Source organism: Sphingomonas sp. 7/4-4 (genome assembly GCF_027941955.1).
Lineage (GTDB): Bacteria > Pseudomonadota > Alphaproteobacteria > Sphingomonadales > Sphingomonadaceae > Sphingomonas.
In genome coordinates this window covers 1,395,651-1,420,238 of sequence record NZ_CP115960.1, presented here as the reverse complement: position 1 = coordinate 1,420,238, position 24,588 = coordinate 1,395,651, and the positions used below count along the sequence as shown (strand labels likewise).

Genomic DNA, 24,588 nt, shown 5'->3' with positions numbered 1-24,588 from the left:
CCGGGGCATGGAGCGTCTCGAACAATCCCTTGAGCCTTGGGAGTTATCGGCGCGCGCATAGGCAAGCGAGACGGGAAAGGGCGCCGGCGCATTGGATTCGCATAGGGAATGCGTCCGTATTCGGCCCCGAACCGGCCGCGCATATGGAAAACAAATGCGTCACGGCGCCAATCCCGCTCGAAAGTATATGTGTGGTAAGGCACTTGCCGGATAGCCCGATGCGGGTTCCGGAAGGACCTCAAGTGAACGCCTCGACCCATCAGGATGCGGGGCAGCCGCATCATCCGCAGGAACGGCTGTCGACTCTGACGCTCGGGGCGATCGGCGTGGTGTTCGGCGATATCGGCACGTCGCCGCTCTACGCGCTCAAGGAGAGTTTTATCGGCCCGCACCCGCTGGCGGTCGATCGGGCACATATCTTCGGCGTGTTGTCGCTGATCTTCTGGACGATGATGCTCGTCGTCACGATCAAATATGTCTTCGTCATCCTGCGCGCCGACAACAAGGGAGAGGGCGGGAGCCTGGCACTGCTCGCGCTCATCATGCGCAAGCTCGGCGAAAACCGTTTGACGCCGGTAATCGTGACGCTGGGCGTGCTCGCGACCGCGCTGTTCTATGGCGACGCGATCATCACGCCGGCGATCTCGGTTCTCTCCGCCGTCGAAGGGCTGACCGTGGTGCACGACGGAATGGCTCCGCTCGTCCTGCCGATCACGATCGTGATCCTGGTCGGACTGTTCGCGATCCAGTCGCGGGGCACCGCGGCCGTCGGCAAGCTGTTCGGACCGGTGATCCTCGTCTATTTCGCCGTGCTCGCAATGCTCGGAATCATGGGCATCGCGGCGGCCCCGGAGATTCTCTGGGCGCTCAATCCCGTCTATGCAGTCGATTTCTTCCTGATCGATCCCAAGCTCGCTTTCCTCGCACTGGGTTCGGTGGTGCTCGCGGTTACGGGAGCGGAGGCGCTCTATGCCGATATGGGCCATTTCGGCCGCCGCGCGATCATGATCTCGTGGCTCTACGCGGCATTTCCATGCCTGATGCTCAACTATCTCGGCCAGTCGGCGCTGCTGCTGCGCGATCCCGCGGCAGTGGCGAACCCCTTCTATCTGATGGCGCCGGAGGCGTTTCGGCTGCCGCTCGTGATCCTCGCCACCGCGGCGACGATCATCGCCAGCCAGGCGGTCATCTCCGCGGCCTTCTCGGTCACCCATCAGGCGGTCCAGCTCGGCTTCCTGCCCCGGCTCAGGATCACGCATACCAGCGAGAAGGCGGCGGGGCAGATCTATGTGCCGCTGGTCAACTGGGCCCTGCTGGCGCTGGTCGTCCTGCTGGCGGTGAGTTTCGGCAGCTCGGGCGATCTCGCCGCGGCATATGGCATCGCCGTCACCGGGACCATGCTGATCACCACCGGCATGCTGGCCGTCCTGGTCTTCGCGGTGTGGAAATGGCCGCGCCCGTTGGCGGCGATGGTGATCGGCGTGTTCCTGTTGGTGGACGGCCTCTATTTCGCGTCGAACATCACGAAGATCCCGGACGGCGGCTGGTTCCCGTTGCTCGTCGCGACGGTGGCGTTCACGGTGCTCACGACGTGGCGGACCGGCCGTCGGCTCGTGCTCGAACGATTGCACGAGGGTGCGGTCCCGATCGAATTGTTCATCCAGTCTGCCGCACATTCGCTCGAGCGCGTATCGGGAACCGCGGTTTTCCTCGCCTCGCGCCCGGACGATATTCCGCCCGCATTGCTCCATAATGTGAAGCATAATCGCGTGCTGCACGAACGCGTGCTGGTTCTCACCGTCGTGACCGAGCAGGTTCCCCATATCGTCACCGTGGCGCGCAGCACGGTCGAGGAGTTGGGCGAGGGCTTCTATCGCGTGATCATCCGCCACGGCTTCATGGAAGATGTCGATATTCCCGCGACGCTCGCCTCGCTCGAAGGCTGTGGCGGGCCGTTCAAGCCGATGGACACGAGCTATTTCCTCGCACGACAGACACTGATCGCATCGAGCCGGCCGGGGATGGCGCTTTGGCGCGAGAAACTGTTCGCCTGGATGGTGCGCAACGCCGAAAGCGCGATGGAATTCTTCAAGCTACCGACCAACCGGGTGGTCGAGCTCGGCAGCCAGCTCGAGATTTAGCTCTCGGCGCCCATCAGGCGGTAGCCGACGCCGAGTTCGTTGACGATGATCTCGGGTCGCGCGGGATCGGTTTCGAGCTTCTGGCGGATGTTGCGGATCACCACGCGCAGATATTCGATGTGGCGCTCGTAATCCTGCGCCCACACCGCAGTCAGCAACTGCTGGTGGGTGATCACGCGACCGGGAAAGCGTGCCAGTTCGGCGACCACCGCGAATTCCTTTGGGGTCAAATGGATCTCCTCTGTGCCGCGGGTCACCCGGCGATCGAGCAGATCGAAAGTCACGCCGCCGGCGGTGAGGCTGGTGCGTCCGCCATCGGCACCGATCCGTCCGCGCAGCGCGGCCCGAACCCGGGCGAGCAGTTCCTCGGTGTCGAACGGCTTGGTCACATAATCGACTGCGCCGAGATCGAGCGCGGTGACTTTCTCCTCGGTGGCGTCGCGCGCCGATATGATAAGAATGACTGCCCTGGAGTGCTTGCGGATTGCGGGGATCAGCTCGATGCCGTCGCGATCGGGGAGGCCGAGATCGAGCAGCACCACATCGGGCTGGGTGTCGCCCAGCATTTCGAGCGCCTGACGCCCCGACGCGGCCGCGGCAATCCGGTATCCCGCGCGCTCGAGCGTTCCGCTCAGCAGCCGCCGGATCTGGGGTTCGTCGTCTACGATCAGGATGGTGGACGCGTTGCTCATGCGGGCTCGGGTTCCTCCAGGTCGTGGATCAGCAGTTCTTCGGGAACGCGCAAGGTGAATATCGCGCCCTTTGGTTGGCCGCGGTTGGAAGCTTCGACCTGCAGCCCCATCGCCTCGGCAAAGCCCTTGACGATCGCGAGGCCGAGGCCGGTTCCCGTCTTCGAGCGATCGGAGCCTTCGAGGCGGCGGAAAGTCTCGAACACTTCGCGTTCGCGCCCCGGCGGAAGGCCCGGACCTTCGTCGAGGATCGACAAAGCGAGCGAGCCGGCAATGCGGCTGGCCGCGACGGTTATGGCCGTGCCCGGGTCGGCATAGCGCCCGGCATTGTCGAGCAGATTGATCAGGCAATGGTGGAAGAGCTGCGGATCGACTCGCACGAGCGGCAGGTTCGGCGACACGTCGAGGGTGATGGCGTGTCCTTCGAGCGTCGTGCGGGTGTCGTGGACCGCGCTGGCGACGGCGTCGGTAAGGTCGATCGGCTCGACCCTGAGCTTGATCGCACCGGCTTCGACTCGCGCCATGTCCAGCAGATTGGCGACGAAGCGGTTGAGGCGCTGCGACTCGGCTTCGATCGTCTCGATCAGGCCCGGCGCGGGCGCATGCTTCAGCTCGCGCACCGCCGCCTGGATCGACGTGAGCGGCGTGCGCAGATCATGGCTTACCGACGAGAGCAAAGCGGCACGCAGCCGATCGCGCTCGCGCAGTTCGGCGACCCCGCGCATTTCCTCGCCCAGCCGCATCCGCTCGAGCGCGAGTGTGGCCTGATCGAGCAGGCTCATCAGCAGCGGAATCTGGTCCGATCGGACGGTGTCGCGGGCGTCGTCGCGGGCGAGTCCGATCGCTGCGATCGTCCGCTCGCTGGTCTTGAGCGGGTAGAACAGCCAGTCCGAGGCCGTCAGCGTATCCGAGCCGCGCCCTGCCGGCATGCCGCGCTCGAGCGTCCACTGCGCGGCGGCGCGCTCCATCGTCTCGAACCGGTCCTCGGGCGGATAGGCGGCGCGCAGCTGCGGACCGTCCGGCGACATGGTGAGCATCGTCGTGCGCACGTCGAGCAATCGCGCGATCTCGGCGCAGACCGCCTGCATCAGCTCTTCCTCGTTCGACGCGTCGCCGAGCTGGCGCAGGAACCCGGCGAGCGCGGCGTTCTGCCGCGCGCTCCCGGCAGCCAGATCGGCCTGGGCCCGCACCCGCGCCGACAAGTGGCTGGTCACCACCGCGACGCCGAGCAGGACGATGATGGTGATGACATTCTCGGGGTTCTGGACCGTCAGCGTGCCGGTCGGCGGCAGGAAGAAGAAATTATAGGCGAGCGACGACAATGCGCCGGCGAACAGCGCCGGCCAGCGCCCGAACAGGCTCGCCGCCACCATCACCGGCAGCAGATAGAGCAAGGCGACATTGGCGAGATTGAGGACATGAGACAGCGTCGAACCGCCGCCGGTAACTGCGGCGACCATCAGTGCGGTCCAGCCGTAGCTCGACGGCGCACCGAGGGCGCGCTTCGGTTTTTGCGCAGGCGCCGGCATCGCCGCCGCAGTCGGCAGGACATGGACCGCGAGCCCCGGCGTTTCGCGAACGAGGCGATCGACCACCGAGCCGTGCCGCAGCTCGAACCACCGCGAGCGCATCGACTTGCCGACGATCAGCTGGGTTGCGCGGCTTTCCGCGACATAGGCCTTGATCCCTTCGACGGCCGAATGCGCCGGCACCGAGACCACCGCCGCACCGAGCTGGCTGGCGAGATTGAGCGCGGCGGCGAGGCGGCGGCGCTCGTCCTCCCCGAAATGCTGCTCGCGCGGCGTCTCGACATGCAGCGCGGTCCATGGCGCGCGCAGGGCATCGGCACTGCGCTTCGCAGCGCGCACCAGCTCCTCCGAACTCGGCAGTTCGTTCACCGCCACCACCAGCCGTTCGCCGACCGCCCAATTGCCGGCCAGCGCATGGCTCTTGAGATAATCGAGCATCTGCACGTCGACGGCCTGCGCCGCGCGTCTCAACGCGAGCTCGCGCAGCGCCGAGAGGTTCGATTTGGAGAAGAAATGCGCCAGCGCGCGCGTCGCCTCCTCGGGAACATAGACCTTGCCGGCGCGCAGCCGCTCGATCAGCTCGTCGGGCGGCAGATCGACCACTTCGATCTCGGCGAGTTCGAGGATGCGATCGGGAACGGTCTCGCGCACGCGGACATGGGTGAACGACGCGACGACGTCGTTCAGGCTTTCGATGTGCTGGATGTTGATCGTGGAGAACACGTCGATGCCGGCGGCAAGCAGCTCCTCGACATCCTGATAGCGTTTGGGATGGCGGCTGCCCGGCGCGTTGGTGTGGGCTAGCTCGTCGACCAGCACCAGCTGCGGATGACGCGTGAGGATCGCGTCGATGTGCATTTCGCGCAGCACATGGCCCTGATGCGCGATGTCCTTCCGCGGAACCATTTCATAGCCGCGCGTCAGCGCCTCGGTCTCGGCACGGCCATGGGTCTCGACGACGCCGATGACGACGTCGGTGCCGGCGCGGATCCGCTCGGCGCCGCGGAGCAGCATCTCATAGGTCTTGCCGACTCCCGGCGCGGCGCCGAGGAATACCTTCAAACGGCCGCGGCCCTCCTGCGCGGCCGCGCGCAGAAAGGCCTCGGGATCGGGACGGTCGGGCTGATTCACGGCGCCGATTGTGCGCTCTCCGCATCGAGCTGTCGATTGAGCAGGAGGACGTTGACGCGTTCCTCGCCCAGGAAACCGAGCAGCGGATGCTCGGTGGCATGGCCGACGATCGCCCGGAGCCGCGCCTCGGGCCAGCCGCGGGCCTTCGCCACGCGTGGTATCTGGAAAAAGGCCGCCTCGGGGCTGATATGGGGGTCGAGCCCCGAGGCGGAGGCAGTCACCAGATCGGCGGGGACCGACTGTCCTGGTGCAGGGGAGACCGCGGCGACATCGGCCTTGACGCGATCGGCGAGCGCCTGGCTGGCAGGGCCGAGATTCGAGCCCGCCGAGGCCAGCGCGTCATAGCCCTTGCCGGCCGCCGACGGACGCGGATGGAAATAGCGCGCACCGCTGAAGCCCTGGGCGAGCAGGCCCGATCCGACGACCTCGCCCTTGGCATCGCGGATCAGGCTGCCATTGGCCTGCCACGGGAACAGCAACTGGCCGACGCCCGTCAGTGCGAGCGGATAGGCGATGCCGAGCAGCAGCGCGAACAGCAATGTGAGCACGAAGGCCGGACGCAGCGCGGAAACTATGTCTTTGCCCATGATTGCAGCTCCTCAGGCGAGGCCGATGGCGTTGACCGCGAGGTCGATCGCCTTGATGCCGATAAAGGGAACGATGACGCCGCCGAGCCCGTAGACCAGCAGGTTGCGCCGGAGCAGCGGGCCGGCGCCGATCGGGCGGTATTTGACGCCCCTGAGCGCGAGCGGGACGAGCGCGGGGATGATCAGCGCATTGAAGATGATTGCCGACAGGATCGCCGATTGCGGCGTCGCCAGCCCCATGACGTTGAGCACCGCAAGCCCCGGATAGAGCGTCATGAACATCGCGGGGATGATCGCGAAATACTTCGCGATGTCGTTGGCGACCGAGAAGGTGGTGAGGCTGCCGCGCGTCATCAGCAATTGCTTGCCGAGCCCGACGACTTCGATGAGCTTGGTCGGATCGCTGTCGAGATCGACCATGTTCCCGGCTTCGCGCGCCGCCTGCGTCCCCGTGTTCATCGCGACACCGACATCGGCCTGCGCGAGGGCAGGGGCGTCGTTGGTGCCGTCTCCGCACATCGCCACCAGCCGGCCGCCGGCCTGTTCCTTGCGGATGAGCTCGAGCTTGTCCTCGGGCGTCGCCTGCGCGAGGAAATCGTCGACGCCGGCCTCGGCGGCGATCGCTGCGGCGGTCAGTGGGTTGTCGCCGGTGATCATCACCGTGCGGATGCCCATCCGGCGAAGCTCGCCGAAACGCTCGCGAATACCCGACTTGATCACGTCCTTGAGCGCGACCGCGCCGAGGATGCGCCCGTCCTTGGCCACTGCAAGCGGCGTCATGCCGGCGCGCGCGATCTCGTCGGTGGCGCGGCGCAATTCGGCGGCGGCGGGTGTCTCGCCGATGCCGGGATTGGCCCTGAGCACCGAATCGACTGCCCCCTTCTGGATCAGCGCGCTGCCGATCTTCACGCCCGAGATGCGGGTCTGGGCAGTGAAGGGGATGACCTCCGCTTCGTGCGGCAGGGCCTGGTGCTTCACGTCGAACCGGTCGCGCGCGAGCGTTACGATCGATCGTCCCTCGGGCGTCTCGTCGGCGAGGCTCGCGAGCAGTGCCGCTTCGGCCAGTTCGGAGATTGGGACGCCGTTGACCGCCCGGAACTCGCTCGCCTGGCGGTCGCCGACGGTGATCGTGCCGGTCTTGTCGAGCAGCAGCACGTCGATATCACCTGCCGCCTCGACCGCGCGGCCCGATTTGGCGAGCACGTTGAAGCGCACCAGCCGGTCCATCCCCGCAATGCCGATCGCCGACAGCAACGCGGCGATGGTGGTGGGGATCAAGGTGATCAACAGGGCCGCGAGAATCGCGACGGGGATCGCCCCGCCGGCGTAGCTGGCGAAGGCGGGAATCGTGCCCACTGCGACGAGGAAGATGATCGTAAGCCCGACCAGCAGGATCGTGAGCGCGATCTCGTTGGGGGTCTTCTGCCGTTCGGCGCCTTCGACCAGCGCAATCATCCGGTCGAGGAAGCCCTGACCCGGATTGACCGTGACGCGGACCTTGATCTGATCGGAAATGACGCGCGTACCGGCAGTCACGGCGGACCGATCGCCGCCTGCCTCGCGGATCACCGGCGCGCTCTCGCCGGTGATGGCGGCTTCGTTGACCGAGGCGACGCCTTCGACGACTTCGCCGTCGGCGGGGATCAGATCGCCTGTCTCCACGAGCACCACATCACCCGCGCGGAGCTCGCTTGCCGCGACCTGCTGGATGCGGTTGCCGTTGAGCCGTTTGGCAGTGAGCTCGGCCTTGGTCGCGCGCAGCGACGCGGCCTGCGCCTTGCCGCGGCCTTCGGCAATCGCCTCGGCAAAGGTGCCGAACAGCACCGTCAGCCACAGCCAGAGGACGAGCTGGCCCTTGAAGCTGAACCCAAGTGTGTCGTGGCCGAGCACGAGCAGGAGCGTCAGCAGTGCCGCGACGCAGGCAGTGACGAACAGCACGGGATTGCGGATCAGCTGTCGCGGGTCGAGCTTGCGGAAGGCGTCGGCCAGCGCGGGGAGCATCAATTCTGCCGTGAAAAGCGACGTGTTTGCGGTGCGTGCCATGGTTGGCGCTCCGATTACGAGAGGTGGCCGCCGATCATCGCGAGATGATCGGCGATGGGGCCGAGCGCGAGGCTCGGCAGGAAGGTGAGGCCGCCGAGGATCAGGATCGTCCCCACGAGCAGTCCGATCCACAGCGGGCCGGTAGTGGGGAAGGAGCCCGCCGTCTCCGGCGTGTACTTCTTCGCGGCGAGGCTGCCGGCAATGGCGAGCATCGGCACGATCACGAAGAACCGCCCCAGCCACATCGCGATGCCGAGCGCAGCGTTGTAGAAGGGCGTGCCCGCGCTCAGCCCGGCGAACGCCGAGCCGTTATTGCCCACGGCGCTGGTGAAGCCATAGAGGATTTCCGAGAAGCCGTGCGGCCCCTTGTTGAGCGGCCCGGCCAATCCCGCGGGCAACACCGACGCGAGCGCCGTCCCGCCCAGGATCACCAGCGGCAGCACTGCGATCGCCAGCACGGCGAGCTTGACCTCGCGCGCCTCGATCTTCTTGCCGACATATTCGGGCGTACGCCCGACCATCAGCCCGGCAACGAACACCGCGAGGATGGCGAACAGGAGGAAGCCGTAGATCCCCGCGCCGACGCCGCCGACCACGACTTCGCCCAACTGGATATTGAACAGCGGGACCAGTCCGCCGAGGGCCGTGAAGCTGTCGTGCATCGCATTGACCGCGCCGCACGAGGCGGCGGTGGTGACCGTGGCGAACAGCGACGAGGCGGCGATCCCGAAGCGGACTTCCTTGCCCTCCATATTGCCCCCGGCGACGCCGAGCTGGTGAAGGACGGGATTGCCCGCGGCTTCCTGCGAATAAGCCATGGTGGTGCCGATCAGGAACAGCACCAGCATGGCGGAAAGGATCGCCCAGCCTTGCCGCGTATTCCCCACCGCTTTGCCGAAGCACCAGGTCAGGCCGAAGCCGATCACGAAGATCGACAGCATCTGGACGAGATTGGTGAGCGCATCGGGATTTTCGAACGGATGCGCCGAATTGGCGTTGAAGAAGCCGCCGCCATTGGTGCCGAGCATCTTGATGGCTTCCTGCGAAGCCACCGGGCCCAGTGCGATCGTCTGCCTCGCACCCTCCATCGTCGTGGCGACGACCTGCTGGTCGAGCGTCTGCGGCACGCCGGCGGCGATCAGATAGAGCGCATAGACCACGCAGATCGGCAGCAGCACGTAAAGCGTGACTCGCGTGCAATCCGCCCAGAAATTGCCGATGCTCGCCGACTGCCGCCGCGCAAAGCCACGGAAGAAGGCGAAGGCGAGCGCGATGCCGGTGGCGGCGGAGAGGAAGTTGTGGATCGTCAGCCCGAGCATCTGGCTGAGGTTCGACATCGCCGCCTCGCCCGAATACCATTGCCAGTTGGTATTGGTGGTGAAGCTGACCGCGGTGTTGAACGCGCCGTCGGGTCCGATATTGGCCATACCCGGCGCGTTGAGCGGCAGGAAAGCCTGCAGCCGCAGGATCGCATACGTGAAGAGCAGCAGCACCGTGTTGAACAGCAGCATGTGCACGGCGTAGCGCCGCCAGCCCATCTCTGCGTTCGGATCCACACCGGCGAGCTTGTAGAAGCCGCGTTCGACGGGGCCGAGCACGCGGTGCAGCGGCGTGCGCCGCCCTTCATAGACGGCGAACAGCCACATCCCCATCGGCTTGGTGAGTGCGAGCAGGATCGCGACGAACAGGGCGATCAGGGCCCATCCTTGCCAGGTCATCGGCAGCTCCTCAGAAGCGCTCGGGCCGCAGCAGCACTGCGACGAGATAAGCGAGAAGGCCGAGCGCAGTCGCGCCGGCGAGCCAGAGATCCAGGGTCATGTCAGGCCTCGTCGCACAAGCGGGCATAGCCGAGCGTGAGCGCCAGCAGCCCGAGGACGAGGCCGATCCAGAAAAGGTCTTGCACCTGATGCATCTCCATAGATCCGGGAGATGCGTGATTAGGTGCCGCCGCCATTTGGAAGCGAGACGGGAAACCGCCCGCGGCATATGAATCGCGTTTGCTTCGAACAGTTTTCGATGCGCGAGCGGTTTCACGAAGCGGTATCGACATTGAGATTCCCTCCCTTGCAGGGAGGGAGTTGCGTGGGTGATCTCGATACGCACCAGAACCGCAACTTCGCGCCGAATTGGTCGACACGAGCGACCGACAGCATTGCGGAGGGGCTTTTTGCGTGAGAAAGTGCAATCAGAATCGATAGTTAGGACTTAACGGGGCAGAAACCAAACAATCAACTTCCTTCCTGCCCCAACAAACGGACTGAATATTCGGCAGTATCCAGGGATGCTGCACGACGCCGTCATCGCTGCCGGCGATGCGTTCAATTCTTTCAGGGGAATCAGCGATGGCCAAGTATTCGATCAGCGAAATCGAGCGTGAAGTGGACGTCGATGCCGCGATGGCACTGACCGTGGACACGGCGCTGGCCGATGAGCCGGATTTCGATCCGATCCTTCCGGGAACGCCGAAGAGCGGCCAGATAAATCCCAGCGGCGATTACGACTATTACACGCTGAACGTCGTGGCCGGCCAAACCTATGTGATTTCGCTGAACGGCACCGGCCCCAATGCGATGCCGGACCCGCAGATCTTCCTCTACAATAATGGCGGCACCGCGATCGCCGCCGATGACGAGGGCGGCACCGGATCGAACGCCCTGATGACCTACACCGCGACCTATACCGGCGTGGTCTATATCGAAGCCGGCGCGTGGGAGGATGCGGCGAATCCCGGCATCCCGGGCGATTACACGCTCGCAGTCGCGCAGCGCGGCGCCGACGTTTCCAACACCGCCGCGGGCGCACAGGCTGTCGCGGTGGGCTCGTCCACGCTCGGCTTCATGGACGCGGCGAGCGCCACGGATTTCAACGACGTGGACTTCTTCAAGGTCGATCTCGTCGCCGGCCAATATTATGAATTCCAGGCATCGGGCGGCTGGGATTATTATACCGGCCCCGAAGGCGATCTGCGGCTGCACGTGATGGGCCCGGACGGCGCGACGGTCGTCGGCTTCAGCGGCGATATCTCCAGCAGCGACCAGAATGCCGCGGTATCGTTCGTGCCCGCGGAGAGCGGGACCTATTATCTGCGCGTCAGCCATGACGTCGCCTCGGCGCGGGCGGCCGGCGCGTCGCCGAACGCGGGCTATGAACTCAGCGTCAAGACCTTCGACCTCAGCGGCATGAACCCGCTGGACGCGATCAATTGGGGCGGCAACGACAATGTCGTGCCCGGCGCCGCCGACGGCGAGATCAAGGTCTATTTCGCGCAGGCCGGCGAGACCTTCGACGGCGAGACTTCGCTCGGCTGGACCGCTTACGAGCAGCAGCAGGCGATGCTCGCCTTCCAGCAATATGAGAAGGCGCTGCCCGTCCACTACACCGTGACGACCAATGCCGCGGAAGCCGATTTCAAACTGGTGGTGAAGAACACGACACCGGGCGATACCGCGGGCGTGCTGGGCTATTTCAACCCGCCGGGAGAGACCAATGCCGGTGTCGGCGTGTTCTGGCGCGACGGCTTCGGCTGGGACGAGGACGGCCCGGACGTCGACACCGCCAATCGCGAGAATGGCGGTCTCGAACAGGGCGGCTATGCCTTTTACACCCTGGTCCACGAGTTCGGCCACGGCATGGGCATGGCCCATCCGCACGATACGGGCGGCGGCTCCACCATCCTTCCCGGCGTGTTCGGTGCCTTCGATTCCTATGGCGCGTTCAATCTGGACCAGGGCGTCTACACCATCATGGGGTACAATCCCGGCTGGCCGCTCGACCCGGCCAACGATCCCTATGGCGTGCCGTGGTACATCGACGGCGAGGGTACCTGGCTCGAGATCGACGAGGCCTATAACGGCTCGCTCTCCGCGCTCGACATCGCGTTGCTCCAGATCAAATACGGCGCGAGAACCAACACCAATCCCGGCGACAACGTCTATGTCCTGCCGGCAGTGAATGCCGGCGACGCCTTTTTCCAGACGATCTGGGACACCGGCGGCACCGATACGATCGCGCATGAAGGCACCCAGTCGGCACTGATCGATCTCACCGCGGCGACCATCGATTTCTCCCTGACGGGGGCGGGCGTGATCTCGCATGCCGACGGCGTCTATGGCGGCTACACCATTGCGCGGGGCGTGGTGATCGAGAACGCCACCGGCGGCAGCGCGGCCGACGTGCTGATCGGCAATGCCGCGGCCAATACGCTCACCGGCAATGACGGCGACGACACGCTGCTCGGCCGCGACGGCAACGACGTGCTTCTCGGCGGCGCGGGCCTGGACACGCTCGACGGTGGCGCCGGGAACGACCACCTCGAAGGCGGTTCGGATGGCCTCGCCGATTCTGCTGAAGGGCGGTGCCGGCGACGATATTTATGTGGTGAACGAGGCAGGCGAGGCGATCGCGGAACTGGCCGGCGAAGGCGGTGCCGATCGGGTGGTCAGCTCGGTGGACTATACGCTGGGCGCCAATCTCGAGGTGCTGGAACTCGTGGGCACCGCGAAGAAGGGCACCGGCAATGCACTCGACAATCTGATTATCGCCAACGACGTCAGGAACGTGCTGGACGGCGGCGCGGGCGTTGACACGGTCAGCTATGAGGCGTCCGATGCCGGGGTCCTCGTCCGCCTCGACAATGTCCGCACCGGATCGGGTTCCTTCTGGGACAAGCTCGGCGGCGCGATCGAGGATTTCCTGCCCGATGGCGTCGGCGGCTATGCGACCGGCGACCGGCTGCTCAACTTCGAGAACATCACAGGTTCGGCGCACAGCGATACGCTGTTCGGCAACAACATCGCCAACGTGCTGAACGGCGGCGGCGGCAGCGACATCCTCTACGGGGATGACGGCAGTGATTCGCTCTATGGCGGCGACGGGCGCGACACGCTGTTCGGCGGGAACGGTGCCGACCTGTTGTTCGGCGGCACCGATATCGACACGCTGAGCGGCGGTGACGGAGCGGACCGGATCAACGGCGGTGCTGGCAACGACATCCTGCTAGGCGGATCGGGCAATGACGTCTTCGCGTTCACCGATCTGGGCGGCAAAGACAGCATCACCGATTTCCGCCGCGGCCAGGACAAGATCGACCTGAGCGGAATCGATGCGATCAGCAGCACTGCCGCAGACGACGCGTTCAAGTGGATCGGCTCGAAGGCGTTCGGCGGCCACGCCGGGGAAGTGCGCAGCTACAAGGAGCATGGCGACTATTTCCTCGCCGGTGACGTGGATGGCGACGGGCTGGCCGACTTCATCATCTCGCTGGACAATGTCCAGATCCAGCAGAGCGACATATTGTTCTGACCGGGATGCCGGCGAGGGCTCTCTCCTTGCCGGCGTTCGGATCGATGCAGGTCCGGGCGAGTCGTCTCAGGTTCAGGATGATCGGCGCAGGATGGCGCGGAACGATGCCGGCTGCCGCGCCGGCCGGATTTGCAGGGACGAGGGCATGGTGTTCGCGATATTGGCCACCGGGATTTCACTGTCGCTCGCTGTCGCGGCGGATGCGCACCCTGCCGCGGGTTTTCAGCGGACGTCCCCGACGATCGCTACCGACGGAGTCAAGCCCGGCGGCCGGCAAGGCCGGGTGAGCAAGGAGAGCCTGTCGATCGCGGCGTGCCGGACGCGCGCGGCGCGTCACGGCGAAGCAACCTACAAGGAGCTGCGGCTGGCCGGGCGCCAGACGTTTCTCGTCACCGGGACCATCGTGCCCAGCCGGGAGGAACGCCGCCGTTCTACCAACCGCGCCGCGGGCCGGTGGACCTTCAGCTGCACGGTTCGGGGCGAGGGGAGATAGTGGCGTTCAGGACGGAGCCGGCGCTGCGTTAGGTCCGGCGTCGGTGCGCCACCCGCCGTGGTCGCGCCGCCATACTCGAACCGATTAGCCGGGGCGCCGGAACCGTGCGGACCTGCCTCCGTTGTGACGCTGGTGATATGAGTAACCGGCATGTTGCATACGATCCTCATCGCGGCATCGATCGGTTTTGCGGGGCCCCATGCGATGATCGATCAGAATGCGCGCGCCGCCTTGCTCGAAGCGGCGCGGGCGCCTGTTCAGGCGGAGCTCGGCAAGGCGCCGAAATTCCGCGTCGACCAGCTTCACCGCGACGGCGACTGGGCGTTCCTGCTGGCGACGCTGCAGGACGCCGACGGCAAGCCTTTCGACTATAAGGGAACGCCGCTGGCCGACGCCGCGCAGCAGGGCATGGTCTCGCGCACCTATGCGGCATTGCTGCGCCACGATGCGCGCGGCTGGCAGGTCGTGGCCAAGGCGATCGGGCCGAGCGACGTGGCGTGGGAGGACTGGCCGAAGCGCTACGGCGTGCCCGCGCGGCTGTTCACCGGAGGCTGACTCTCAATAGCTCCCATGGGCGTTCTGGGGATACCACCAGGCGAAGCGCGTGCCGAGATCGGTGGTGCTGAACACGGTGTTGCCGCGGTTGCGCTCGAACCCCATTGCCGGCTTGCCGTTGAGCTGGCCGGACCACCAGCCGCTGTTCGCCCGGCCGACGAAGGTGACGCGGATTCCCGGGCCGGTGAAAGTCATGCGGTGGGACCCGTTCCGGCTCGCCTGATCGGTGAGGACGCAGGCGCGCTCGGGCCCGTCGTTGAACGAGCAGCGCACGGGCCCGCGTGAAGCGGCGTCCTGCGCACCCACCGAACCGGGGAGGAGAGTCGCGGCGGCGAGCGCGATCGGGGTGATGATTCGCATGGCCCGTCGAACGCGGGGCGACGCCGACCGTTCCCGGGTCAGCGCGCCATCGCGGCGGCGCGATCGCCGCGGCGTGCGGCCTCGCCGGCAGTATCGGCCGGCCGCTCGTAGAGCCGCGTGACGATCTCCGCGGCCGAACGCGCATTGGTCGCGCCGCGCAGCGCCCGGCCCGCGCCGGCTTCGCTGTGGGTCAGCTCGTACTGCACGAAGCGGAGCTGCTCGGCGAACGACGAGCCGTGAATGTCGTGGCCTGCCCAGGCGGCGAAGTCGCGCTGGCGCGGGCCTTCCCATTGCGCGAGGCCATAGCCGGGGCCGCCGCCGATCTGACGGATGCCGGGCTCCATGTTGCTCTCGGCATCGAGGTTGGCGACGATGCCGATCGCCTGTGCGCGGCTCCAGCCCTGGCTCTCGAAATAGCTGATCGCCTGATCGATCCGCGCCTGCTGGCCGCCCTGGCCGGTGGGGACGACCGAGCCGGTGCTCTGCGTGCCCGTCGTCGTGCCGCCATCATTGCCGCCGGGCGCGCGCAGGATCACGCCGCCATGGCTGAGCGCCCAGCTGAGATTGTTGTGCGAGATCTTCTGGCTGCCGTCGGCATTGACGTTGTTCGATCCGATCATCTGGCCGGGACCCGAGACGATCTCCGTATGCGAGACGCCGCCGCCCTGGATGATCACCACGTCGCCCGGCTTCGCCTCGGATGCGGGGACCGGCGTCCAGCCGCGATTGCGCAAGGTGGTGTTGAGCTGGGCGACCGAATCGGTGTGGAGATTGCCGGGCAATTTGCCCGCCTCGGTCAGCACCGCCGACACGAAATTGGCGCAGCACACGTCCGACGGCACGCCGGCGTTCATCGGCAGATTGTCGTTGCGGTTCACCTTGAGCGAAGAGGCGTTCTGGCCGAGATATTTCTCGGCGATCGCCGCGACGTCGCTCGATCCGCTGCCGGTAGTGCCGCCGACCGGGGACCCGCCCTCGACCGCGCCGCTGCCTCCGGTGCCGTTCGGGATGGTCAGCATCCGATCGGGGAAGATCAGGTTCGGATTGGCGATGTTGTTGGCCTGCGCCAGCGCCTGCCACGTCGTGCCGAAGCGTTCGGCGATGGCGGAGAGCGTGTCGCCGGGATTGATCCTGTATTCGCGCGGCGCCTCGCTCGCGCCCCCGCCCGTGGGGATGTTCAGATGCTGGTTGGGGCGGATCAGATCGGGATGGAGGATCTGCGGATTGGCGCTGATGAGCGCGCTCAGCGATACGCCCTTGTCGCGTGCGATTGCGCTCAGCGTGTCGCCCGTCTTGACGATATAGCCGCTATCGCCGCTGCTACCGCTCGAATTGGTCTGAGACTGCTGAACCGAAGAGACGCCCGTCATGGCTTTGCTCCGCCAGATCCTGTTACACCTCAGCCTGATAGCCGAGCGCGGAAAGCGGGTCGCTAATCGGAACGCTTAGAGCAGCGGCGGATCGAGCGCGACGCGGTAGCGCATCTCGGCGGAGAAGCTGCGGGCCACTGCCTTCAGATTGGCGTCGGCATTGGGATCGCGCTGGATGGACTCGAGCGCGGCGAAGGCGGCGGCGCGATGCTGCTTGCTGCGGAACAGGGAGTCGCGAGTTCGGGCACGCGGCGCTCACCGGCTGGCCAACTCGCCATGCAGGCGAGATCAGTGGTCAGCCGCCGCATCTCGCCTTGGCCGAAGGTGACTTTCTTGAGCGATCCCGTGCGGCGATATGCCTTGGGCCAGTCGCGTTCGAATGCGTCGAGCGCAGCCGCCTGGTCCGCCGCGTCGACGGAATTGGCCGACCTGCATGCCGAGGTCGTTGCCGGGGCTGCGCGACTGATCGCGCCCGCGCCCTGGGTGAGCGCGGCGACGGGACGGTGCATGCGGCCATTGGCGTAGCGGAACTGGACGAGCGGACCGCCAGTCGCGGTGGCGGGCATGGCGACAGTGAACACGCCGCGCCGCAGCTGGGGCTTGGCGGCCGCGCTGCACGTCCCGAAGGCTTCGGTGACCAGTGGTTCCTGGCCGGTACGCGTCACGATCACGGCGTAGCGCGCCGGGCATTCCGCGCCGGCTTTGCCGCGGATCACGTGAAGTTGGGCGCCTTGCACCGTATAGCTGCCCACTACGGACAGATGGTCGACCAATTCGGCGCCGAACGGGCGCGAGATCACGGTCTTGCCTAACTTGACCGCCTGCTCGCTGCCTGCCGATACCACCACTGCCTTCTGGTCGGCGGCATGCGCTGCTCCGCCCGCCGACAACAACAAGGGAGCGGCGAGCAACGTCAACAGCCTGGGCATCGAGGACCTCTCAAGAGCGGGAGTGTACGGCGCTAGCACGCACAAAGGCGCGTCGGGTTCCGCCTCAACTGCGATTTTGCGCGGAGAGATCGGCGGTCGCCGCTTCGAAGTGCGCGATCACGCCGTCGAGACCGCCGAGCGCATCGGCATGCGACGCGCTGTCGAGTGCCGCACGGACGCCGCCGATCTGCTGGTCGCCGCTCGCCCCTGACAGGCCGGCGATCTGGACCACTGCCTGACGCGTGAAATCGTCGAGCGCACGGCGCAGTTCGCCTTCCTGCGCGGGGCTGCCGCCGAAGCGCGCGGAGAGGTCGCGCGTCAGGTCGCCCAGGCCGTAAACGTCCCCGCGCCGGGCGAGCTCGCCCATGTCGGGCGCGAAACCGCTGCCGTTGCCGGCGGTCTGGCTCCACGCCTGCGCGCCGCTACCGTTGCCGCGGCTGGCGGCATCGACCCAGGCGAGGACGCGGTGACCGATCTCACCCATGGTCTCGATCGCCGCACCGCGCGCGTCGGTGGACGCGCTGCTGGCGGGGGAGAGGGTGAGGCCCCGGAGATACGGTCGATACTGGTCATGATCCTGTTCCCATGTGCGTCCGGCCGGGCCGGCGGCATGTCACTTCCTCGCCTCCGAAAGCCGGTCGAGCGGGGAGGGCGTGTCGAGCAATCGTTCGAGCGGGCCTTCCTGCAACAGCGGCGAGGCGCGGTTTGCATCGCGCACTACGTCGCCGGCTTCATGCTGGCTCTCCACCGCCATGTCGTTCTTCTGCTGCGAACGCGAGGCCAGGGCCACGTCGATGCCGGCATTGGTCCTGGAATTCGCACGCCGATCTCGATCGACATAATCGCCTCCATCTTCCCCGCTTATCTGGTCTGCGGAAGGCTCGCGCGCCATAATCGCAACGACTATCCCTGCCGGCCGATGTCGGACTTGCGACCGCGCGCCAACCAGACGCCGCCGATCAGTCCCGCGGCCGCGGCGGCGCCGACGGCATAGACGATCGTGTCGTTGCCGTCCTTTTCACGCGCCGCCGCCAGCTGCGGCTTGTCTTTCGGTGTACTCGCGACCTGCCCGTCCGATTCGTCTTCGACGGCGCCGACGCCGCCTGGCACGAACCCGTCATCGGTGAGTTCCATCGCGTCGAGGTTGAGCCCCGAAGCGCGCGCGCCCTTGCGGACTGCCGCAGCAACCTGTTTGGAAAGCCCCGGATTGCCCCTGGCATGTTCCATATAGGCGCCGATCAACGCGGCCTGGACCAGATTGGCCTCGGCCATCTCCTGCTTCACCGCGTCGCTGGCGTTGGCCATTTCTGGCACCGACTTCATCGCCTGCGCGGCCTGCTCGCGGACCGCGGCGATCTGGCGGGCGGACGGCGTATCGGTGCGCTGGCGCGAGGCGAGCCAGGCGTTGAGCCACCACGCAGCATAAGCGTCGCCGACATTGTCGGTGCGCATCCCGAAGGCGGAGAGCTCGCGGCCCATCTTGGCGATCACGTCGGAGGAGGCGAGCTCCTTCTCGAGCATTGCCGCGCCCTTCGGATCCTTCTTGCGCGACTTGGCGACGAACTGAGCGAAATTGGCGCGCCGCCGCTCCATCGATGGCGTGTAGGTCAGCCGAACCGCCGGTGCCTGCACAGCCTGCCGCGCATGGCCGCGCCGGTTGTTCGATACGCTTTCCCCGGCCGCGTCCATCACGCTGTCTTCCATCGCGTAGATGCCCATTCCGGTCATATCCATCGCGCTGAATTCCTGCGCCGCGGCCGGGGCGGCGAACCCCGCGAGCAGCAGGACAAGCGCGGCGAGGCGGCTTTGGCGGTTCCGGAATCGCATCGACATTCTCCCAAAACAGATACTCACCCCGGGGCTCGGGACCCCGGGGTGAGAGAGTGTGATGAGTGCGCGGATTACTGCTTGCGCGCACCCTGCGAAAGCGCTTCGCCCAGCGTCTTGATCACGGTGTTGGCCGAGCTGAAGAACTGGCTGAACTCCTGCGACTTGGCGCCGAACTTGAGGTTCTGCGACGACTTGTTCTCGCCCTCGCCGAGGGTCTTGCTCATGTCGTCCATTTCCTTGGCGAGCTTGTCAGAAGTGCGGCCGAGCGCTTCGGCAATCGCCATCAGCCAGCTCTTGCCACCGCCGCTCGCGCGGGCTTCCTTGGCTTCGCGGCTCTCGGCGAGGCTGGTCGACATCTTGTCGATGATGTTGCCCAGATCGCGTTCGGCCGAGGCGGCCTCGAACGGGCTGGCCCCGGTGCGGTCGGCGATGCCCGAGACCACTTCGCCGATATTGCGCGTCGCGCCGCGGGTGTCGCCGACAGAGGCGCAGAAGGCGCCCTGCGCGAGATCGATCGTCGACTGCGGCAGGCCCAGCTTTTCGCCGAGCTGCTGAATGATCTGCTGGCCGACCGCCGACATCAGCGTCTTCGCCGCCAGCCCGGCCCAGCCGCCCGGACCCATTGCGAGCATCGCCAGATTGCTCGGGTTCACAACGCTGCTCAGAATGCCACCAAACATCGCATTACTCCTTCACGAGGGCGGCGCCGCCGCCGGATGGTCAGGTGCCGATGCTCCTGATCGACCATCACCTTTCAGCATTTTTCCTCGGGCGTTGCTCTCCGCGAAACGACTAGGGACGGCTAGTCGATCCGATTAGGGTTCAGTCCGAAGGGTAGAAAAGCAGCCCCGCCAGCGCCGCGAGCTCGCGCATCCCGTCGAGCTCGAGCTTGCGTGCGACGTTCGACAAATGCACTCGCACGGTATTTTCCGCCATCAGCAGCAGCGTGGCGATGTCGCCGTTCGAGCGGCCCCAGCCGAGGAAGCGGATGCAGGTGATTTCGGTGGGGGTGAGCCGCAACAGCGCCTCGCGGTGGCGCTTCGGCACGCGCGCTGCTTCGATCATGTGCTCGCCCAGGGCTACGCGCTCGGGCGCGCCGGGCATCGCATCGGCCTTGCGCAGCAATTCGGCGATGGCGGCGAGGCGCTCGTCCTCGGTCATCGGGGCGGGGGCGGGGGCGGCGGCGTTCAATGGGCCAGCCCGCGCAGGATGTTCAGGATCAGGTCCGGGCGGCTGAGGATGTCACGGGTGATCGCCTCGATGAACGAGCCGATCAGCAGCAGCACGATCGCTGTGGCGGCGAACGCCTTGATCGACATCGACAAAGTGAACACGTTGAGCTGCTGGGCGAAGCGGTTGATCAGCCCGAGCCCGACATCGATCAGGAAGAGCACCGTCAGCACCGGCGCGGCGAACAAGGTGGCGAGGACCATCAGCCGGCCGAACTCGGCCTCGAACAGTCCAAGGCCGCGCGCGTCGAGCGTGGGCATCGGCGCGGCGACCGGCCACAATGCATAGCTTTCCATCAGCACATGGACGAGCAAGGAGAGGCCGCCAGAGAAGATGAAGACGATCCCGGCGAGCCGGCCGAGGAACGCGCCGTTTAGCGAGGTCTGGTGGCCCGAGAGCGGATCGACGATCTGCGCCATCGTTGCGCCGACCTTGGTGTCGATGATCTGCCCGGCGGCCTCCAGCGCCCAGAGCACCGAGCCGAAGAAGAAGCCGATGACGAGGCCGACGAACACTTCCTTGGCGAACATCGCACCCCATTGGCCCGGGCCCATCATCGATACGTCGAGCGTGGGCTGGAGCGTCAGCGAGACGATGCCCAGCGAGACGAGAATCGAGTTGCGCACCATCGCCGGGATCAGATCGGGCGAGAAGATCGGCATCAGCATGAAGGCGACCGCGATCCGCGCAGTCGCCACGCCGAGCAGGAGCATCGGATCACTCCAGCCGGTCACCGCCGGATCATCGCTGGGAATTCGCTGAAGATGCGGTCGCTATAGCGATAGAGCGACGCGCCGATCAGCGACGCGGTCACGAACAGGGTGAGCACGATCGCGAAGAACTTGGCGGTATATTGCAGCGTCTGTTCCTGAATCTGCGTCGCGGCCTGGATGATGGCGACGAGCAGCCCCGCCACCGAGGCGACGATGATCGGCGGCGCCGAGAGGATCAGCACGAGCCACAGCGCGTCGTTGGTGAGGCTGATGAAGTCGCCGTTCATGGGGACACCTCAGGCATAGGACAGCACCAGCCCGTGGCTGAGCTTCACCCAGCCGTCGACGAGCACGAACAGCAAGAGCTTGAAGGGCAGAGATATCGTGGTGGGCGAGAGCATCATCATCCCCATCGCGAGCAGGATGTTCGAGATGACGAGATCGATGACGAGGAAGGGCAGGAAGATCAGGAAGCCGATCTGGAACGCCAGGCTCAGCTCTTTCACCACGAACGCGGGGATGACGATGATCAGGTCGCGATCGGTCATCTCCTTGGCGTGCTCGGGATTGCCGACGCGCTGCGCGGTGCGCAGGAAGAAGGTTCGTTCGTTGGGGTCGCTGTGCTTGATCAGGAACTCGCGCAGCGGCTCCTTGCCGGCATCGATCGCAGTCGAGATCGATGCCGTGGACTGCATCACGCTGCCCTGGACCTGCCGCGCGGCAATGGCATCCTGCATCTGCTGCCCGACCGGATACATGACGTAGAGCGTCAGGATCAGCGCGAGGCCGTTGAGGACGATGTTGGGCGGCACCTGCTGGAGGCCGAGCGCATTACGCAGCAGGCTCAGCGTGACGACGATCTTGGTGAAGGAGGTCACCATCACCGCGAAGAAGGGCGCCAGCGCCAGCGCGACGACGACGACGAGCGCCGAGCCGGGCGTGAAGCTCGAAAGTTCCATCACGCTTCCCCGTCGGCAGTGACTCCGGTGACCAATACGCCGAAGCCCTCGCCGACCGCGACGAGCTCGCCCTCGGCGACACATTGCTCGCCGGCGATCAGGCGCACCGGCAGCGTTCCGCCATTGGCAGGCAAGGGGAGCACGCTACCCTTGCCGAGCGTCGCCAGCTCGGCGGCGGTCATGCCCGCGCCGATGATCTCGATCGTCGTCGGAATCCGGACATCGGCCCAGCCGGGTTCGCCGTCCGCCGAAGCAAGCGCGGACGCCTCCTGCGATCCGTCCATTGCGGCATCATCCTGCAAAACCAGCACCCCGTTATTGAAAGCAATGCGTGCGCGTGGCGCATCGTTGCGGCCCGGCAATGACAACTTCGCGACCGGCGCACCGGTTCCGAGCAGCAGCAGATCGCCGGGCGCGATCGCCGCCATGCGCGCGGCGCGGATGGCGGGGCCGCCGAAACGTGCGGTCCAGCGCAGCCTCAATCCGCCGATCGCCGTGGCGGCGAGCTCGATCTCGGCGAGGGGCTCGACCGCCATCTCGGGCGGGACCGCGAGCAGCAGGCGATGCTGGATGGCGCCGCTGCCGGTCGTCGCGTCGAGCCGCAGCAAAACCGGATCGCCGGCATAGCTCTTGTGCAGCCCCGCGGGCTGGAGTTCGCAGCCGAGCACCAACTCCAGCGCGCCGACCAGCGGCTCGATCCGGCCCAGGGTCGCGGCGGCGGCGGCGGCGTCGACGCTGCCTTGCGCGCCCGAGACGCGGGCGAGCGCACCATCGACCAGCAAGGGCGCGATCTGGACGAGATGCTCGCCGCTGCGGAACTGGATCCATGCGATCGCCGCGCGCCGGTCGCGCTCGGTGGCGATGCGGGCACCGGTCTGGAGCTCGTCGATGAGCCGGCGGTTGAGCGCGCCGATCAGCGTGGTCTGAAGCTGTGCGCGATTCTGGTCGATCGCGCGCAGATTGTTACGGAGCGGTTCGGGTTGCGCGTTCACTGGATCGTCTCCGACGCGGGCGACGACACAGCTTCGGCATCCTTCACCGCCCCCAGTTGCGCAACAGCGAGATCGATCCCGGCGTGACTCCGACCAGCATCAGCTCGCCCTCGGCCTCGACCAGCACCAGCCGTTCGCGCTGGCCGACGGGAAGCGCGCGGACGAAGCGGATCTGGCGCTCGGCCGTGCCGTCGCGTCCGCCCAGCCCGCGGTCCTGCCAGCGCCGCAGCGCGCGCAGGCTGACCCATGCCAGCCCGAGCACCACCGCGAGCGCGATGATCGTGCCGAGGAGTCCGGAAAGCGCAGCGCCGATCGTCGAATCCATCAATGCGGCCCCATCGGTTCGTGTTTTGTCAGTTCGGGTTCGGTGAGATCGGGCGCGGGCTGGCCGTCGCGGACGCGCTTCGCCCACAGGATGATTTGGGCAATCGCGTCGAACATGTCGCGCGGGATGAGATCGTCGGGTGCGCCGTCCTCATAGAGTTTCCGCGCGACTTGGACGTGGCGGATGATCGGGATGCCGGCTTCCTCCGCGGCGGCGCGCATCGCCGCGGCGAGCGGGCCTTCGCCCTTGGCGGTCATCATCGGGACCGGGCAGCTCGCTTCGTCATAGGCAAGTGCGATGGCGATGTGCGTCGGATTGACAACGAGGACATTGGCGTCGCGGGTGGCGCCGACCGCGTTCTGGTTGGCCCATTCCTCGTGGAGCTGGCGCCGGCTCGACTTGATGAGCGGATTGCCTTCGTTCTCCTTCGACTCCTCGCGGATGTCGCGCATGCTCATCCGCAATTTCTTGGTGTAGCTGTGCTTCTGCCACGCCATGTCGAGCACCGCGACGAGCAGGAAGACGCCGAAGGTCCAGAGCAAAGCGGTGCGCACCAGCGCGCCGGTGAAGACCAGGATCGAGGCGGCCGCGGCGCGCCCGTCGGTGTCGGCCACCGGCAGCAAGGTCGGGCCGGTGCGTTCGATGATCTCGGCCAGCGAGCCGCGCAGCACCAGCCAGACGACGAACACGATCAATGCGGCCTTGGCGAGCGTCTTGGCCAGCTCGACGAGATTGTCGACGCTGAACATCCGCTTGAAACCCTCGATCGGGTTCATCTTGTCGAGCGTAGGCTTCATCTTCTCGGTAGTGAACACGCCGCCGGCCTGGAGGAATTCGCTCATCACGCCGGTGATCGCGGCGGGAAGCAGCGCGACGGCGGTGATGCCGAGCAATGCCCAGATCGCGCCCCAGCCGAGCTGCGACAAAGCGGTTGGGAATGGCGTGTTGCCGCCGATCAGCACGAAGCCTTCGTCGAACAATGCGATGACCTGGTTTCCCGCATAGCCTGCGCCGAACAGCAGGACGAGCAGCCAGACGAACAGAGTCGCGGTCGCGGTGATGTCGCGCGACTTGGCGATGTCGCCTTTCTTGCGCGCGTCGGCCAGCCGCTTGGGCGTCGGCTTTTCGGTCTTGTCGCCGCCTTCGTTCTTCTCGGCCAATCGCGCCTCCAGCCATACTCGAGCCCCGCCCGAACGACGGACGAGAGGAGAGCGCCGGATGCGTTCGCAGACCACGCCCGAAGAGGCGCGGCAGCTATGCTTCGTGGTTGGAGCGCAGGACCCTGTTGCGTGCCAAACTAACGCCTGTTTCCCAAATGCGAGGGCCAGGGTCAACTGGTGCGACATGTGCAGAGTCGTCACTAAAGCGAAGTAAAGTGGTAATTAAACCGCCTCGAATCACTTAGATTAGG

Annotated in this window: 25 protein-coding genes; 5 read left to right on the top strand and 20 right to left on the bottom strand. The window is 66.3% G+C overall.

Annotated features, from left to right (window positions below; all coding sequences use genetic code 11):
- Positions 1–218 precede the first annotated feature (218 nt).
- Positions 219–2,141, top strand: a complete 1,923-nt coding sequence (locus PIB19_RS07215; protein WP_443018713.1) for a potassium transporter Kup — start codon at positions 219–221, stop codon at positions 2,139–2,141.
- On the opposite strand, the gene PIB19_RS07210 is transcribed toward PIB19_RS07215, so the two are convergent.
- From PIB19_RS07210 to kdpF, 6 genes are read right to left on the bottom strand one after another with little or no spacing between them, the layout of a single operon-like run.
- Positions 2,138–2,833: a response regulator gene (locus PIB19_RS07210; protein ID WP_271240249.1), complete on the bottom strand. Its 696-nt coding sequence runs from the start codon at positions 2,831–2,833 to the stop codon at positions 2,138–2,140. The two genes, PIB19_RS07215 and PIB19_RS07210, sit on opposite strands and share 4 nt — an antisense overlap.
- On the bottom strand, positions 2,830–5,490 hold the full coding sequence (locus PIB19_RS07205; protein ID WP_271240248.1) for a sensor histidine kinase: 2,661 nt from the start codon (positions 5,488–5,490) through the stop codon (positions 2,830–2,832). Before PIB19_RS07205 ends, PIB19_RS07210 begins: the two co-directional genes overlap by 4 nt.
- Entirely contained in the window at positions 5,487–6,077 is a 591-nt protein-coding gene (gene kdpC / locus PIB19_RS07200; RefSeq protein WP_271240247.1) for a potassium-transporting ATPase subunit KdpC, read from the bottom strand. The genes PIB19_RS07205 and kdpC overlap by 4 nt, the downstream gene beginning before the upstream one ends.
- Before the next feature lie 12 nt (positions 6,078–6,089).
- The gene (gene kdpB / locus PIB19_RS07195; protein WP_271240246.1) at positions 6,090–8,120 is read right to left on the bottom strand and encodes a potassium-transporting ATPase subunit KdpB; all 2,031 of its coding nucleotides are present in this window, start codon (positions 8,118–8,120) and stop codon (positions 6,090–6,092) included.
- A 14-nt stretch (positions 8,121–8,134) separates the two neighbouring features.
- Positions 8,135–9,838, bottom strand: a complete 1,704-nt coding sequence (kdpA, locus tag PIB19_RS07190) for a potassium-transporting ATPase subunit KdpA (protein WP_271240245.1) — start codon at positions 9,836–9,838, stop codon at positions 8,135–8,137.
- 10 nt (positions 9,839–9,848) lie between these two features.
- Positions 9,849–9,938: a K(+)-transporting ATPase subunit F gene (gene kdpF / locus PIB19_RS07185; protein ID WP_264941849.1), complete on the bottom strand. Its 90-nt coding sequence runs from the start codon at positions 9,936–9,938 to the stop codon at positions 9,849–9,851.
- Positions 9,939–10,462: 524 nt separating this feature from the next.
- Here kdpF and PIB19_RS07180 point away from each other — a divergent pair.
- From PIB19_RS07180 to PIB19_RS07165, 4 genes are all read left to right on the top strand, one after another.
- Positions 10,463–12,703 (top strand): pre-peptidase C-terminal domain-containing protein, encoded by a 2,241-nt coding sequence (locus PIB19_RS07180; RefSeq protein ID WP_271240244.1) that lies wholly within the window; start codon positions 10,463–10,465, stop codon positions 12,701–12,703.
- Complete coding sequence (locus tag PIB19_RS07175) at positions 12,597–13,421, top strand: calcium-binding protein (protein WP_271240243.1); 825 nt, start codon at positions 12,597–12,599, stop codon at positions 13,419–13,421. The genes PIB19_RS07180 and PIB19_RS07175 overlap by 107 nt, the downstream gene beginning before the upstream one ends.
- Positions 13,422–13,512: 91 nt before the next feature.
- Positions 13,513–13,914 carry a hypothetical protein gene (locus PIB19_RS07170; RefSeq protein ID WP_271240242.1) on the top strand — a complete coding sequence of 134 codons (402 nt, stop codon included), beginning with the start codon at positions 13,513–13,515 and terminating at the stop codon, positions 13,912–13,914.
- A gap of 150 nt (positions 13,915–14,064) precedes the next feature.
- Positions 14,065–14,469 (top strand): hypothetical protein, encoded by a 405-nt coding sequence (locus tag PIB19_RS07165; protein WP_271240241.1) that lies wholly within the window; start codon positions 14,065–14,067, stop codon positions 14,467–14,469.
- 3 nt (positions 14,470–14,472) lie between these two features.
- Here PIB19_RS07165 and PIB19_RS07160 read toward each other — a convergent pair whose 3' ends face one another.
- The 14 genes from PIB19_RS07160 to PIB19_RS07095 all read right to left on the bottom strand — a co-directional run bounded on the left by PIB19_RS07160 (position 14,473) and on the right by PIB19_RS07095 (position 24,337).
- Positions 14,473–14,829, bottom strand: a complete 357-nt coding sequence (locus tag PIB19_RS07160; protein WP_271240240.1) for a hypothetical protein — start codon at positions 14,827–14,829, stop codon at positions 14,473–14,475.
- 38 nt (positions 14,830–14,867) lie between these two features.
- The gene (locus tag PIB19_RS07155) at positions 14,868–16,199 is read right to left on the bottom strand and encodes a phage tail tip lysozyme (protein ID WP_271240239.1); all 1,332 of its coding nucleotides are present in this window, start codon (positions 16,197–16,199) and stop codon (positions 14,868–14,870) included.
- A 143-nt stretch (positions 16,200–16,342) separates the two neighbouring features.
- Positions 16,343–17,128: a hypothetical protein gene (locus PIB19_RS07150; RefSeq protein WP_271240238.1), complete on the bottom strand. Its 786-nt coding sequence runs from the start codon at positions 17,126–17,128 to the stop codon at positions 16,343–16,345.
- A 64-nt stretch (positions 17,129–17,192) separates the two neighbouring features.
- On the bottom strand, positions 17,193–17,612 hold the full coding sequence (locus PIB19_RS07145) for a hypothetical protein (RefSeq protein WP_271240237.1): 420 nt from the start codon (positions 17,610–17,612) through the stop codon (positions 17,193–17,195).
- A 129-nt stretch (positions 17,613–17,741) separates the two neighbouring features.
- Positions 17,742–17,918, bottom strand: coding sequence for a hypothetical protein (locus tag PIB19_RS07140; protein ID WP_271240236.1), 177 nt, complete (start codon positions 17,916–17,918; stop codon positions 17,742–17,744).
- A gap of 113 nt (positions 17,919–18,031) precedes the next feature.
- The gene (locus PIB19_RS07135; RefSeq protein ID WP_271240235.1) at positions 18,032–18,955 is read right to left on the bottom strand and encodes a DUF6683 family protein; all 924 of its coding nucleotides are present in this window, start codon (positions 18,953–18,955) and stop codon (positions 18,032–18,034) included.
- A 74-nt stretch (positions 18,956–19,029) separates the two neighbouring features.
- On the bottom strand, positions 19,030–19,638 hold the full coding sequence (locus tag PIB19_RS07130; RefSeq protein WP_271240234.1) for a hypothetical protein: 609 nt from the start codon (positions 19,636–19,638) through the stop codon (positions 19,030–19,032).
- Positions 19,639–19,780: 142 nt separating this feature from the next.
- Positions 19,781–20,149 (bottom strand): helix-turn-helix domain-containing protein, encoded by a 369-nt coding sequence (locus PIB19_RS07125; RefSeq protein ID WP_025494935.1) that lies wholly within the window; start codon positions 20,147–20,149, stop codon positions 19,781–19,783.
- A complete protein-coding gene (sctT, locus tag PIB19_RS07120; protein ID WP_271240233.1) occupies positions 20,146–20,901 on the bottom strand; it encodes a type III secretion system export apparatus subunit SctT in 756 nt (251 codons plus the stop codon). The genes PIB19_RS07125 and sctT overlap by 4 nt, the downstream gene beginning before the upstream one ends.
- 17 nt (positions 20,902–20,918) lie before the next feature.
- Complete coding sequence (gene sctS / locus PIB19_RS07115) at positions 20,919–21,188, bottom strand: type III secretion system export apparatus subunit SctS (protein WP_056611199.1); 270 nt, start codon at positions 21,186–21,188, stop codon at positions 20,919–20,921.
- A 9-nt stretch (positions 21,189–21,197) separates the two neighbouring features.
- Positions 21,198–21,860, bottom strand: coding sequence for a type III secretion system export apparatus subunit SctR (sctR, locus tag PIB19_RS07110; protein WP_056611202.1), 663 nt, complete (start codon positions 21,858–21,860; stop codon positions 21,198–21,200).
- Positions 21,860–22,852 (bottom strand): FliM/FliN family flagellar motor switch protein, encoded by a 993-nt coding sequence (locus PIB19_RS07105; RefSeq protein WP_271240232.1) that lies wholly within the window; start codon positions 22,850–22,852, stop codon positions 21,860–21,862. Before PIB19_RS07105 ends, sctR begins: the two co-directional genes overlap by 1 nt.
- Positions 22,853–22,895: 43 nt before the next feature.
- Complete coding sequence (gene fliO, locus PIB19_RS07100; protein WP_271240231.1) at positions 22,896–23,177, bottom strand: flagellar biosynthetic protein FliO; 282 nt, start codon at positions 23,175–23,177, stop codon at positions 22,896–22,898.
- Complete coding sequence (locus tag PIB19_RS07095) at positions 23,177–24,337, bottom strand: EscU/YscU/HrcU family type III secretion system export apparatus switch protein (protein ID WP_271240230.1); 1,161 nt, start codon at positions 24,335–24,337, stop codon at positions 23,177–23,179. The genes fliO and PIB19_RS07095 overlap by 1 nt, the downstream gene beginning before the upstream one ends.
- Between the last annotated feature and the right edge of the window lie 251 nt (positions 24,338–24,588).